The sequence below is a fragment of the Streptomyces sp. NPDC093097 genome (assembly GCF_044754325.1).
In the GTDB taxonomy this organism is placed as follows: domain Bacteria; phylum Actinomycetota; class Actinomycetes; order Streptomycetales; family Streptomycetaceae; genus Streptomyces.
In genome coordinates this window covers 64566-78099 of sequence record NZ_JBIVOW010000009.1, presented here as the reverse complement: position 1 = coordinate 78099, position 13534 = coordinate 64566, and the positions used below count along the sequence as shown (strand labels likewise).

Below are 13534 nucleotides of genomic sequence, written 5' to 3'. Positions count from 1 at the left end.
GCCGGGGCCGGCCGGGCCGCACTTCCCCCTTACGACCCACGGGACGACCCACATGACCAGTACCGCGACCCCGCAGAGCAGCGGCGGCGACGTCCGCCTGCACCGGATCAGCAAGACCTACGGTTCCTTCACCGCCGTCCATCCGCTCGACCTCACCATCCCCGCCGGGTCGTTCTTCGCGCTGCTGGGTGCCTCCGGCTGCGGCAAGACCACCACCCTGCGCATGATCGCCGGCCTGGAGGAGCCCACCACCGGGACCGTCGAACTCTCCGGCCAGGACGTCACCGCCCTGCCGCCCTACAAGCGCCAGGTCAACACCGTCTTCCAGAACTACGCGCTCTTCCCGCATCTGGACATCTACGAGAACGTCGCCTTCGGACTGCGCCGCCGCGGCATCAAGTCCGTCAAGAAGCAGGTCGAGGAGATGCTCGACCTGGTCCAGCTCGGCCCGATGGCGCGGCGCAAGCCGCAGCAGCTCTCCGGCGGCCAGCAGCAGCGGGTCGCGGTCGCCCGCGCGCTGATCAACCACCCGGAGGTGCTGCTGCTGGACGAGCCGCTGGGCGCCCTGGACCTCAAGCTGCGCCGCCAGATGCAGCTGGAGCTCAAGCGCATCCAGACCGAGGTCGGCATCACCTTCGTGCACGTCACCCACGACCAGGAGGAGGCCATGACGATGGCCGACACCGTGGCCGTGATGAACGGCGGCCGGGTCGAACAGCTCGGCGCCCCCGCGGAGTTGTACGAGAACCCCGCCACCACCTTCGTCGCCAACTTCCTGGGCACCTCCAACCTCATCGCGGCCGAGGTCGCCGAGGCCGGCGGCGCGGAACTCGTCCTCAAGGCCGGCGGCGCCACCCTCCACCTGCCCGCGCGCCGGTGCGGCACCCCGGCCCGCGCGGGCGGGAAGGTGCTGGCCGGCATCCGCCCCGAGAAGGTCGCGCTGGCGCACTCCGACGCCGCCGGCTCGGTCCCTGAGGGCCACAACCGGCTGACCGGCCGGGTCAGGGACGCCAGCTTCATCGGCGTCTCCACCCAGTACGTCGTCGACGTCCCCGGAGTCGGCGAACTGGCCGTCTACGAGCAGAACATCGAGCGGGATGGCCGCCTGGTCCCCGGCGCCGACGTCGTCCTGCACTGGAATCCGGACCACACCTTCGGACTCGATGCCGACCAGGACATCGACGCCGGCGCGGACCTCGACGAGGAGGCCGCATGACCGCCACCGCCGCCCCCGCGCCACCGCAGGAGCAGGACGGGGACGAGGCGCCGCCGCTACGGAAGTCCCCGGTCCGCAAGCGGCTGGTCCCCTACTGGCTGCTGCTGCCCGGCATCCTCTGGCTGCTGGTCTTCTTCGCCGCCCCGCTGGTCTACCAGGCGTCGACCTCGCTCCAGACCGGCTCCCTCGAAGAGGGCTTCAAGCTCACCTGGCACTTCGTCACCTACTGGGACGCGCTGGCTGAATACTGGCCGCAGTTCGTGCGCTCGGTCGGCTACGCGGCGGTCGCCACCGCGCTCTGCCTGCTGCTGGGCTACCCGCTGGCGTATCTGATCGCCTTCAAGGCGGGCCGCTGGCGGAACGTCGTGATGATCCTGGTCATCGCCCCGTTCTTCACCAGCTTCCTGATCCGGACGCTGGCCTGGAAGACGATCCTGGCCGACGGCGGCCCGGTGGTCGGCGCGCTCAACGCGCTGCACGTCCTGGACGTCACCAACGCCCTGGGCCTCACCGAAGGACACCGGGTGCTGGCCACCCCGCTGGCCGTGGTCTGCGGTCTGACCTACAACTTCCTGCCGTTCATGGTCCTGCCGCTGTACACCTCGCTGGAGCGGATCGACCCGCGGCTGCACGAGGCCGCCGGCGACCTCTACGCCCGCCCGGTCACCACCTTCCGCCGGGTCACCTTCCCGCTGTCCATGCCCGGTGTCGTCGCCGGCACCCTGCTGACCTTCATCCCGGCCGCCGGCGACTACATCAACGCCGAACTGCTGGGCTCCACCGACCAGAAGATGATCGGCAACGTCATCCAGTCGCAGTTCCTGCGGGTCCTGGACTACCCGACCGCCGCCGCGCTCTCCTTCATCCTCATGGCGGCCATCCTCGCCATGGTCACGTTCTACATCCGCAAGTCCGGGACGGAGGACCTGGTCTGATGGCGGCCACCGACACCACCGCGCAGCACGCCCCCGCGACCCCGTCCGCCGCCCCGCCGCCCCGGCGCGGCTCCGGCCCGGGCCTGCGCTGGCTGCGCCGCAACCTCGTCACCCTGGCGGGACTGGCCACACTGGCCTACCTGATCCTGCCCAACGTCGTGGTGATGGTCTTCTCCTTCAACAAGCCCAACGGCCGCTTCAACTACCAGTGGACGCGGTTCTCCACCGACGCCTGGACCGACCCGTGCGGTGTCGCCGGCCTGTGCGGCTCGCTCGGGCTGAGCCTGGAGATAGCCCTCTGGGCCACCGTCGGCGCGACCGCCCTCGGCACCATGATCGCGTTCGCGCTGGCCCGCTACCGCTTCCGGACCCGGGCCGCCGTCAGCACCCTGATCTTCCTGCCGATGGCGATGCCCGAGGTCGTCATGGCCGCCTCGCTGGCCACCCTCTTCCTCAACATGGGCATCCAGTTCGGCTTCTGGACGATCCTCATCGCGCACATCATGTTCTGCCTGAGCTTCGTCGTCACCGCCGTCAAGGCCCGCGTGATGAGCATGGACCCGCGGCTGGAACAGGCCGCCCAGGACCTCTACGCCACCCCCGTGCAGACCTTCCTGCGGGTGACGCTGCCGATCGCCGCGCCCGGCATCGCGGCCGGCGCCCTGCTCTCCTTCGCGCTCTCCTTCGACGACTTCATCATCACCAACTTCAACGCCGGCTCCACCGTGACCTTTCCCATGTTCGTCTGGGGATCCGCACAGCGGGGCACACCCGTTCAAATCAATGTCATCGGTACGGCGATGTTCCTGATCGCCGTCGTCTGCGTGCTCGCCGGCCAACTGGCCGGGAACCGACGCAAACGCAGCAAACGCAGCTAGAGGAGCTGAGAACCATGGCACGAGCTGCCATGTCGAAGTCCCCCGTCCACGCGCTGGCCGACGCCGCCCGCACGCCGTTCTGGCTTGCGGACCCGGCCCGGCCGGCCGCCGAACCCGCCCTCGTCGGCGACGAGCACTGCGATCTGCTGGTGGTCGGCGGCGGCTACTGCGGACTGTGGACCGCGCTGATCGCCAAGGAGCGCGACCCACAACGCGATGTCGTCCTCATCGAGGGCCAGGAGGTCGGCTGGGCCGCCTCCGGCCGCAACGGCGGCTTCTGCGCCGCCTCCCTCACCCACGGCCTGGGCAACGGACTGGCCCGCTGGCCCGGCGAACTGGCCACGCTGGAGGAGCTGGGCGCCCGCAACCTCGACGCCATCGAGGACGCCGTCGCCCGCCACGGCATCGACTGCGACTTCGAGCGCACCGGTGAGATCGACGTGGCCACCGCCCCGCACCAGGTCGCCGAACTCCGCGAACTGGCCGATCAGGCCGCACAACTGGGCCTGGCCGGACAGGAGTTCCTCGACCGGGACGCGGTGCGCGCCGAGGTCGACTCGCCCACCTTCCTGGCCGGCCTGTGGGACCGCACCGGCGTCGCCATGGTGCACCCGGCCAAGCTCGCCTGGGGCCTGAAGCGGGCCGCGCTGTCCCTGGGCGTGCGCATCTACGAGCACACGCCCGGCACCCACCTCTCCTCGCGCGGCCCGGGCGTCGCGGTCCGCACCCCCTACGGCCGGGTCTTCGCCCAGCACACGGCGCTGGCCACCAACGCCTTCCCCTCGCCGGTCAAACGGCTCCGCCCGTACATCGCGCCGGTCTACGACTACGCCCTGATGACCGAGCCGCTCACCCAGGAGCAGCTCGCCGCCATCGGCTGGAAGAACCGTCCCGGCCTCAGCGACAGCGCCAACCACTTCCACTACTTCCGCATCACCGCCGACCACCGCATCCTGTGGGGCGGCTACGACATCGTCTACCGCTACGGCGGCGGCGTCCGGGCCGAGTACGACCACCACCCGGACACCTACCGCAAGCTCGCGCAGCACTTCTTCACCTGCTTCCCGCAGTTGGAGGGCCTCCGCTTCACCCACACCTGGGGCGGCGCGATCGACACCTGCTCCCGTTTCTCCGCCTTCTTCGGCACCGCCCACGGCGGCCGGGCGGCCTATGCGCTCGGCTTCACCGGGCTCGGCGTCGGCGCCACCCGCTTCGGCGCGGAGGTGATGCTGGACCTGCTGGCGGGGGAGCGCACCGAGCGGACCGAGCTGGAGATGGTGCGGACCAAACCGCTGCCGTTCCCGCCCGAGCCGGTGCGCTCGCTGGGCATCGGCATCACCCAGTGGTCGATGACCCGCGCCGACGAGAACGGCGGCCGGCGCAACCTGTGGCTCAAGGCCATGGACGCGATGGGGCTGGGTTTCGACAGCTGACCGGCGCCACTCCTGGGCCCGTTCGGGGCGGGCGGTCCGCGCGGCCGCCCGCCCCTTTCGCGAGGACACCCGCCCACGTGCGGAAATTCTTTCGCCGACCCGTGTAAGGATCACTCGGCACCCCCTTCTCCCCTGGGTGACACGGCCCGCCCGGGGCCGGGAAGGGGAGGGGACGATGACCGCAACGGGGGCCGACGCCGCAGTGGACTGGCTGGTGTCGGCCGCACCGGACCCCGATGCCTGCCGCCGCGCATGGGAGCGCAACCCGCTCGGGGTGACGCTCCTGGAGGCCGGCCGGCTCTGGGACGTCCTGATAGTCGAGGGACCGCTGGGCCGTCCGGCGCTGGAGGCGCTGGCTCGGAGCCGGGAGCGCACCGGGCCGGTGCTGTCCGACTTCCGGGGCGCCCGCACGGGCTTCCTCGTCCCGCCGGGGACCACCGCCGGCTGGCTGGGCACCGGGGTCCGCGGTGCCGGGCCCGGCACCTGGATCGTGGTGCCCTACCCCGGCCGGGCCACCGGCGGGGTGCGCTGGCTGGTCCCGCCGGACGGCACCGGGACGCTCACCGACCCCGTCGCACTGGAGCTCGCGCTGCACGCGGCGGTGGCGGCCCGCGCCCGGGAATGGTGAGTGAACCGGCCCGGACCGCAGCATTCCGGGCAGCCGAACAGTCCGGACGCGTACGGTGTTAGTGAGGTGTTAGCGGATCAACAGTGACCCTCGGCAGATTGGTGTGTGCGAACGGAACACCGCACCACGCACCTGACTACCAGGGGGACACCATGTCGCACCGCACCATGCTCCGCCACGGCCGCAACGCTGCCGTCGCCGGTCTGCTCGCCGCCGCCGCGTTCGGCCTCACCGCCTGCGGCCCCGAGGGCACCGACGCCGCCCCGGCCGGATCCGCCACCACCGCGGAGTCCGCCGCCCAGGGCAGCACCGGCTCCCAGGGCTCCGACGCCGCCACCGGCGGAGCGGGCAGCGCCGCCACCAAGTCCGCGCGCGACACCGCCGGCACCGCCCACGCCGGGAACATCGGCCGGAACGGCAACGGCGGCAACGAGGTCGGCCGCTGCACCACCGACGGCCTCCAGGCCGGCTGGGGCTCGGACGGCGGCGGTGTGCCGGACATGAAGAGCGACGAGCAGCAGGTCGCCGCGGTGTGGCTGAAGAACATCAGCGGCGCCCCCTGCCGCATCTCCGGTTTCCCGGGCGTCCAGATCCAGGGCTCCCACGGCAACTGGGACCTGCCCCGCTCCTCGAAGACGCCGCAGCCGGTGGTGCTGAAGCCGAACGCGCACACCTCGTTCCTCATCACCCTGCTGCCCAGCACCCGCGCCGACGACCAGAAGGTCGAGCCGGGCATGGTGCTGATCACCCCGCCGAACGAGAAGAAGCACTTCCAGCTCCAGTGGCCCTTCGGCGGCGCCATCCTGGACCAGTCCGGCGCCACCCACCCCGGCACCTACGTCAACCCGATCAACGTCCAGTGAACAGCCGCCGGATGCCGGACGCCGGCCGCTGACGGGCCTCCAGGCCAGGGCGGTTGCCGCAGGCCGGACTGACGGGGCGGCACCTGCGCCGCCCTGCCCCGGACGCCGGGTCACACTGCGACAGGGCACGTCCCCTCACGGCACGGTGCGTCACCTCACGGCATGTCAGGGCGGTCCGTCGGCTCCGGATCCCCGCCGCCGGTCCGCATGCCCCACCGTTCGCACACCACGCACCACAGGGGCAGCAGCACACCCGCCAGGCACCAGCCGCCGAGGACGTCCAGCGGCCAGTGGTACCCCTGGCGCACCAGGCCCAGCCCGACGCCCACATTGAGCAGCCCGGCCCCCGCCGCGACCACCCGCGCGGCGGGGGCCGCGGCCGTGCCCCGCCGCCGCACCGTCCGCCGCCCGTGCCGGACCGCGTACGCCCGGATCAGCAACAGCGCCACCAACCCGTAGGCGACGGCCGCCGTCGCGCCGTGCCCCGAGGGAAAGAACCCCTCGTGCACACCGGCCATCCGGGGCGGCCCCGGCCGGTCCAGCCACACCTTGAACGGGACGACCAGCGCGGGCACGGCGGCGAGCGTCCCCAGCGCGGCGACCGGCGGCAGCCACGCCCGGACCCCGTCACCCGGCCCGTCCGTACCGCCGGGCCCGTCGCCCGTTCCGCGCCGCAGCCGCCACCACACCCACCCCGCCACCGCGACCAACACCGGTAGCGCCACGACCGTGTTGCCGAGATCGGCGAAGAACTGGGCGAGCGGCCCCGGAACGCCGCCGGCCGCCACCTCGCGGCCCAGCCGCTCGTCGAACCCGCGCACCGCTCCGCGGACCGTCACCTGCCAACCGGCCCACCCGAAGACCAGCGCACTGCACAGCACGACCGGCCCGTACCGCCGGCACGCCCGCGCACCGGCCGGCCCACCGCGGCCGCGGTCGCCACCGAGCCGCCCGAAGAACCGCCCCCTCACCCGCACCACCCCTCCAGGCGCCTCACACGCCCCCACTCGCACACCATCAGCGTTCACACCGTCAACGATCACGTCGTCAACGGTCAACGCCATCAACGCTCGTGCTGCCGACGGTCACGCCGTCACATGACAAAAGTGCGGCCGCTCCGGAACAGGGGGGTGGTTCCGGAGCGGCCGCATGGACCGGTGTCCCGCGCGCCCCGGGGGGTCTGGGGCGGGCGGACATCCGATCGGTGAGGATTCCCGGAGCCCCTCGTGCCAGGGATTCCGGTGGTGTGCGCGAGGGCACGGCCAGGCCGAAGCGGGGGTTGCGTCGACCGGGCAATCGCCCGCAGTCCCCTGCGGGCGGGGTGTTTCTCTCAACTGCCGAAACGGTACGGCACCCGGAGTGCGCCCCGTAAGCCGCATCACGCGCCCGCCATTGCCCCCGCACATCTTCTTCACGCGCCCCCACCGCACCCCTCGCTCCGCCACCCCCGGGGAAGCGAACGGGGTGCGGCCCGGAACACGGCCCCGCCGTGCCCCGGGCCGCACCCGGAAGGTCCCGCTCGACCGCCGCATCGCGCGCGCCGACCGACTCGGCCCGTGCCGACGGCCGGCGCGGGCCGGAAGGTCAGAGCGCGCCGAACGCGCCCTCAAGGATGTCCAGGCCCTCGTTCAGCAGGTCCTCGCCGATGACCAGCGGCGGCAGGAAGCGCAGCACGTTGCCGAACGTGCCGGTGGTCAGCACCAGCAGGCCCTCCTGGTGGCACGCCTTGGCGATCGCGCCGGTGGCCTCCGGGTTCGGGTCCTTGGAACCGGACTTGACCAGCTCGATCGCGATCATCGCGCCGCGGCCGCGGACCTCGCCGATGATGTCGAACTTCTCCTGCATCGCGGTCAGGCGGCCCTTCATGACCTCCTCGATGCGCTTGGCCTTGGCGTTGAGGTCCAGCTCGCGCATGGTCTCGATGGAGCCGACCGCGGCGGCGCAGGCCACCGGGTTGCCGCCGTAGGTGCCGCCCAGGCCGCCGGCGTGCGCGGCGTCCATGATCTCGGCGCGGCCGGTCACCGCCGCCAGCGGCAGACCGCCCGCGATGCCCTTCGCCGTCGTGATCAGGTCGGGCACGACGCCCTCGTCCTCACACGCGAACCACTGGCCCGTGCGGCAGAAGCCCGACTGGATCTCGTCCGCGACGAAGACGATGCCGTTCTCCTTCGCGAAGTTCGCGACGGCGGGCAGGAAGCCCTTGGCCGGCTCGATGAAACCGCCCTCGCCGAGCACCGGCTCGATGATGATCGCGGCGACGTTCTCCGCGCCGATCTGCTTGGTGATCTGCGTGATGACCTGCTCGGCGGCCTCCTGCGCGCAGTTCTCCGGACCGGTCAGCCAGCGGTAGGGGTAGGCCACCGGCACGCGGTAGACCTCGGGCGCGAACGGGCCGAAGCCGTGCTTGTACGGCATGTTCTTCGCGGTCAGCGCCATCGTCAGGTTCGTCCGGCCGTGGTAGCCGTGGTCGAAGACGACGACCGCCTGGCGCTTGGTGTACGCCCGGGCGATCTTGACGGCGTTCTCGACGGCCTCCGCACCGGAGTTGAACAGCGCCGACTTCTTCGCGTGGTCACCCGGCGTCAGCTCCGCCAGCAGCTCGCAGACCTCGACGTACGACTCGTACGGCGTGACCATCGCGCAGGTGTGGGTGAAGTCGGCGAGCTGCGCGGTGGCCCGGCGGACCACGGCCTCCGCGCTGTTGCCGACCGAGGTCACCGCGATACCGGAGCCGAAGTCGATCAGGGAGTTGCCGTCCACGTCCTCCAGGACACCGCCGCCCGCGCGCTTGACGAAGACGGGCAGCACGGCGCCGACACCGGCGGCCACGGTGTTCTGCTTACGGGCCCACAGCTCCTGGGACTTGGGGCCGGGGATCGCGGTGACGACGCGACGCTCCTGGGGGAGGGCGGGGCCTCCGGACAGTTCGGTCATGGCAGTCTCCTGGGGGGTGGAACACGGACGTACAGGGGTGTTGTTCCCGCAGGTTAGGGGCGGTGGGGCGAGTCTGGCATGTTCCGTTCGGGAGAAGTGCGCGTGTTGCGTTGTCCGCACCGGACATAGCCACGGGCCGCGGCCAGTAAATTGAGCGGCGGCACGCCCACCGACGGCGCGCCAGCGCGGGCACGACAACGGCAGGCCGGCACACCGCCGAGACAGGCCACGTCTCAAGGGGGACAAGGGGCACCGGATGGACACCGAGGGCACGCAGGACGCACAGCACACCGCCGCACCTCCGCCGTCCGGGGAGCGGCGTCCCGACCCCACGGTGCCGCGCCCGGCCGCACCGCTCACCCCGCCGCGGCCCACCGCGCCGCCCCTCACCCCGACCGCCGGTCCGGGCGGCCCGCAGCCGCCGCTGCTGAACTGGCTGCGCACCGCACGCCCGGCCGCCGCGCCCGGCATCTGGACCTACGGGCACCGGCCGCGCGCCAAGGAGGAGCCCCAACGCATCCCCCTGCGGCAGCTGATCAGCGGAGCGGTGATCGCGCTCCTGTGCGGCTGGCTGCTGTGGTCCCTGCTGTCGAACGGGTACCTCGGCAGCTACTGGCTCTGGCCGCTGCTGCTGCTCACCCCGGACTCCTGGCGGTCGGCCGGCGGCGACAAGATGGCCTTCGTCTGGGCCACGTACGTCTACTACGGGCTGGTGCTGGCGCTCCTGGCCGGCTTCTTCGGCCGCCTCGGCCGCTGGCCGGAGCTCGCCCGCCGGATCCTGGGCCCCGTCCTCCGCCGCCTCCGCGCCCGCACCCCCGCCCCCAAGCCCGAGCCCGCCACCGACCCCGCGCAGTGGCCCGAACTCCGCGCCCAGGGCGCCCCGGACGCCGCCGACCGGCTCGCCGCCGATGCCCGCGCCGGCGCGATGAACGACGTGGACGTGGCCCGGATCGGGCGTGCCTGGCGTTCGGTGCGCTCCGGGCGGAACTCCTCGGCCTCCTTCACCGACGCCGTCCTGCGGCACGGTGCCGCCGCCTGCGCCCACCCCTCCGGTCAGCGCGACCTGGCAGGCCGCAGTGCGCAGCACGATCTGCTCGCCCACCAGGTCCGGATCGGCACCGCCGCCGACCACCCGCGCAATCCGTACCAGCACCGGGGCAGCGGCTGCGCGCTGGAACCCCGGGTGCTGGGCACCTCCCTGCTGGCCGTCGGGCCCGCGGGCAGCGGCAAGACCACCCGGCTGGTGCGCCCGGTGGTGGAGGCGATGTGCCTGCAGGCGCTGGCCGGTCAGTGCGCGGTCGTGGCCGTCGGCCCGGCCGGCTCGGCCCTCGGCCCCGACGAGGCCTTCGACGTGGTGGTCCGCATCGGCCGCCCCGACCCGGAGTGCGACCTGGACCTCTACGGCGGCACCACCGACCCCGACGAGGCGGCCGGGATACTCGCCGAGGCGCTCGTCGGCGACCTCGCCGAACAGCTCCCCGGCGGCGACAGCCGGCGCGCGGCGACCGCCCTGGCCCAGCTGCTCGGCCCCTTCCGCGCCGCCCACGACCGCTTCCCGACCGTCCCCGAGCTGCGAGAGCTGCTGGACGGCGCACCGCAGGCGGTCGCCGCGCTGCGCACCGCCCTGGAGGCGAGCGGCGACGTCACCCTGCTGCGCGAACTCGACGCCCGCGCCCGCCAGTCGGAGCGCCCCGGCGACGTCGCTCTCCTCCTCGCCGACCGGATCGCGCTCCTGGACCGCCCCGCCTTCGCCGCCTTCTTCGACCCCACGGGAGCCACCCGCCAGGTCTCGCTGCGCTCCCTGGACCACCCCCTCCGGGTCCGCATCGAGCTTCCCGAACGGGGGCACGCCGAGGCGTCCCGGATCCTCGCCCGGCTGGTCCTGGCGCAGTTCACCGAGTGCGCGGTGGCGCGCACCGACCGCTCGCTGTTCGCCTGCCTGGTCCTCGACGAGGCGGCGCACACCATCACCGCTGAGGCGCTGCGGGGCCTCCAGCGGCTGCGTTCGGCCAACGCCGGCGCCGTGCTGACCCTGCGCTCCCTGGACGACGTCCCCGAGGCGCTGCGCAGCGCGCTGCTCGGCGCGGTCGGCTGCCGGATGGCGTTCGCGGGCGTCACGCCCTGGGACGGGGCGCCGTTCGCCGAGGTGTGGGGCAAGGAATGGGTGGAGACCCGTGATGTGACGGACCGTCAAATCATCGCGCACGGCGCCGGGATGAAGGCGTTCCACCTCGTCCGCCAGCTGGTCACGGGCAAGGCCGCCACCTCCAAGGCCGTCACCGTCCGCACCGTCGAACGCGAACGCTGGTCCGCCTCCGACCTCGCGAACGCGCTCCCGGCCGGCCATGCCGTGCTGTCGGTGGCCACGGTCGACGGCGAGCACGCCCCGCCCGTCCTCGTCGACCTCCGCTCCTAGCGACCGCACCGACCTGTCGGACGGCCTCCGGCAGCCACCGCCGACGGCTCACCTCCGCGCTTGGACGCGCCCGGAGGTGAGCCGTACACCTCGGTGGCACAGTCTCCGGCCGAGGTGGAGGAGCCCCACCGCCCCCGCCCGACCATTGCCCAACCCCGGCCAGTGTCCCCAAACCCTCCGTTGAGGCAGAATCGACACCAGCCGTTCATACAGGGCGGCGCACACGCCCGCCGTTGATGCGGGCGGCGCAGACGATCGGTGGAGTCGGCAGGGGGAGGCCGGCTGGAGTATTCGGCCGCCGGTCGTGGTCGTGCCGTCCGCCGGAGCCCTCGAAGGTCCCATGCCGCACACCCTCGCCTCCCTGGTCAACCACACCGCGCTCAAGCTGGAGGTGCTCGCGGGCGAGGGCCGGCTGGACGTCCCGGTGCGCTGGGCGCACTCCAGCGAGCTGATCGATCCGGTGCCCTATATGGAAGGCGGCGAGCTGCTGCTGATCACCGCGCTGAAGCTGGACGCGGAGGATCCGGAGACGGCGGACCGCTATGTGCGGCGGGTCGCCGAGGCCGGCGTGGTCGGGCTGGGGTTCGCGGTCGGGGTGAACTACGAAGAGGTGCCCGAGGCGCTGGTCGACGCGGCCCGGCGGCACCGCCTGCCGCTGCTCGCGGTGCCCCGCCGCACGCCGTTCATCGCGATCAGCAAGGCGGTGTCGGCGGCCGTCGCGGCCGACCAGTACCGCGCGGTGACCGCCGGCTTCGAGGCGCAGCGGGAACTGACCCGGGCCGCGCTCGGCGCCGAGGGGCCGACCGAGCTGCTGGCCCGGCTCGCGGCGTACCTGAACGGCTGGGCGGCGCTCTACGACGCGTCGGGAGCGGTGGTGGCGGCCGCCCCCGAGTGGGCGGCGCGGCGGGCGGCCCGGCTCGCCGAGGACGTGGCGCGGCTGCGGGAGCGGCCCGCGCCCGCCAGCTCCGTCATCAGCGACGCCGAGGGCGACGACCGGGTGGAGCTGCAGTCGCTGGGCACCGGGCGGCGGTCCCGGGGGGTGCTCGCCGTGGGCACCGGGGCGTCGCTCGGCACCGCCGAGCGGTACGCGGTGCACTCGGCCGTCGCGCTGCTGACCCTGACCACCGAGCGGTCCCGGGCGCTCCAGGAGGCCGAGCTGCGGCTGGGCGCCGCGGTGTTGAAGATGCTGCTGGCCGGCGAGCCGGACCACGCCCGGGCGGTCTCCGGGCGGCTCTACGGGGGGCTGCTGGACGCCCCGTTCCGGATGGTGGTGGCCGAGCCGGTGCCCGCCGACGACCAGCCGTCCTCCTCCGCGCTCTCGGCTTCTCCCCCGAGCTCTCAGCTCGGTGCGGGCAGGGGGCAGCCCTCCGCGCAGGGGAGAGCCTCATCGGACGCGGGCACCGTGTCCGTTCTGGAGGCGCTCGCCGACGCCATGGAGTCCGCCGCCGTCCGCACCGGCGAGGCGGTGCTCGCGGTGCCGGACGGCGGCCGGCTGATCGTGCTGGTCGCGGACGGCGGCGCGGCCGCGGACGCCTGCACCGCGTTCGCCGCGGCGGTCGAGGCCCGCCTCGGTACGCAGCCGCGGCCGCGCGGCCGGTCCGCCCGGTCCGGCGCCCGCCGGGAGCGGCCCGAGGGGCTGGCCATCGGCCTCTCCGCACCCACCGGCCCGATGGGCGCCGCCCACGCCTACCGGCAGGCCGAACAGGCCCTCTCCGTCGCCCGCCGCCGCGGCCGCGCCCTGGTGGAACACGAGGACGTGGCGGCCGGCTCGGTGCTCCCGCTGCTCGCCGACGACGCGGTACTGGCCTTCGCCGACGGGCTGTTGCGGGCGCTGCGCGAGCACGACGCCACCGGGCGCGGCGACTTGGTGGCGTCCCTGCGCGCCTGGCTGGCCCGGCACGGCCAGTGGGACGCGGCCGCCGCGGACCTCGGCGTCCACCGCCACACCCTGCGCTACCGGATGCGGCGGGTGGAGGAGATCCTGGGCCGCTCGCTGGACGACCCGGACGTGCGGATGGAGCTGTGGCTGGCGTTGAAGGCGACGTCGGCGCAGACGGGGGAGTAGGGGGAGCAGGGGGGCCAGGGGCGCGTGGGGAGGGCCCCGATACGGGGGCGTTGGACCCGGCCGCTTCGGTACGACGGGACGGCAACGCTCCCCGCGGACGCCCCGCCCCCACCCTCTGCGGACTCCATCACGGAGAGACGGCCCGGCGGATTACGCCGCTTCGGAC

The 13534-nt window shown here is 73.4% G+C and carries 10 protein-coding genes; 8 read left to right on the top strand and 2 right to left on the bottom strand.

What is annotated here, in order from left to right:
* Positions 1–52 precede the first annotated feature (52 nt).
* From ACIQE0_RS17535 to ACIQE0_RS17510, 6 genes are all read left to right on the top strand, one after another.
* Positions 53–1216 carry an ABC transporter ATP-binding protein gene (locus tag ACIQE0_RS17535; RefSeq protein ID WP_402332919.1) on the top strand — a complete coding sequence of 388 codons (1164 nt, stop codon included), beginning with the start codon at positions 53–55 and terminating at the stop codon, positions 1214–1216.
* Positions 1213–2151 carry an ABC transporter permease gene (locus ACIQE0_RS17530; protein ID WP_366337523.1) on the top strand — a complete coding sequence of 313 codons (939 nt, stop codon included), beginning with the start codon at positions 1213–1215 and terminating at the stop codon, positions 2149–2151. The genes ACIQE0_RS17535 and ACIQE0_RS17530 overlap by 4 nt, the downstream gene beginning before the upstream one ends.
* Entirely contained in the window at positions 2151–3029 is an 879-nt protein-coding gene (locus ACIQE0_RS17525) for an ABC transporter permease (RefSeq protein WP_366337521.1), read from the top strand. The genes ACIQE0_RS17530 and ACIQE0_RS17525 overlap by 1 nt, the downstream gene beginning before the upstream one ends.
* Before the next feature lie 14 nt (positions 3030–3043).
* Complete coding sequence (locus tag ACIQE0_RS17520; RefSeq protein WP_402332915.1) at positions 3044–4462, top strand: NAD(P)/FAD-dependent oxidoreductase; 1419 nt, start codon at positions 3044–3046, stop codon at positions 4460–4462.
* 175 nt (positions 4463–4637) lie between these two features.
* A complete protein-coding gene (locus ACIQE0_RS17515) occupies positions 4638–5090 on the top strand; it encodes a bifunctional DNA primase/polymerase (protein WP_366337517.1) in 453 nt (150 codons plus the stop codon).
* Positions 5091–5242: 152 nt separating this feature from the next.
* Positions 5243–5953, top strand: a complete 711-nt coding sequence (locus ACIQE0_RS17510; RefSeq protein WP_366337515.1) for a DUF4232 domain-containing protein — start codon at positions 5243–5245, stop codon at positions 5951–5953.
* A 155-nt stretch (positions 5954–6108) separates the two neighbouring features.
* On the opposite strand, the gene ACIQE0_RS17505 is transcribed toward ACIQE0_RS17510, so the two are convergent.
* Entirely contained in the window at positions 6109–6930 is an 822-nt protein-coding gene (locus ACIQE0_RS17505; RefSeq protein WP_402332911.1) for a phosphatase PAP2 family protein, read from the bottom strand.
* A gap of 607 nt (positions 6931–7537) precedes the next feature.
* Positions 7538–8887: a 4-aminobutyrate--2-oxoglutarate transaminase gene (gabT, locus tag ACIQE0_RS17500; RefSeq protein WP_366337511.1), complete on the bottom strand. Its 1350-nt coding sequence runs from the start codon at positions 8885–8887 to the stop codon at positions 7538–7540.
* A 256-nt stretch (positions 8888–9143) separates the two neighbouring features.
* Here gabT and ACIQE0_RS17495 point away from each other — a divergent pair, with 256 nt between their 5' ends.
* Entirely contained in the window at positions 9144–11303 is a 2160-nt protein-coding gene (locus ACIQE0_RS17495) for an ATP-binding protein (RefSeq protein WP_402332909.1), read from the top strand.
* A 340-nt stretch (positions 11304–11643) separates the two neighbouring features.
* Positions 11644–13368, top strand: a complete 1725-nt coding sequence (locus ACIQE0_RS17490; protein WP_402332906.1) for a PucR family transcriptional regulator — start codon at positions 11644–11646, stop codon at positions 13366–13368.
* The last annotated feature ends 166 nt before the right edge of the window (positions 13369–13534 follow it).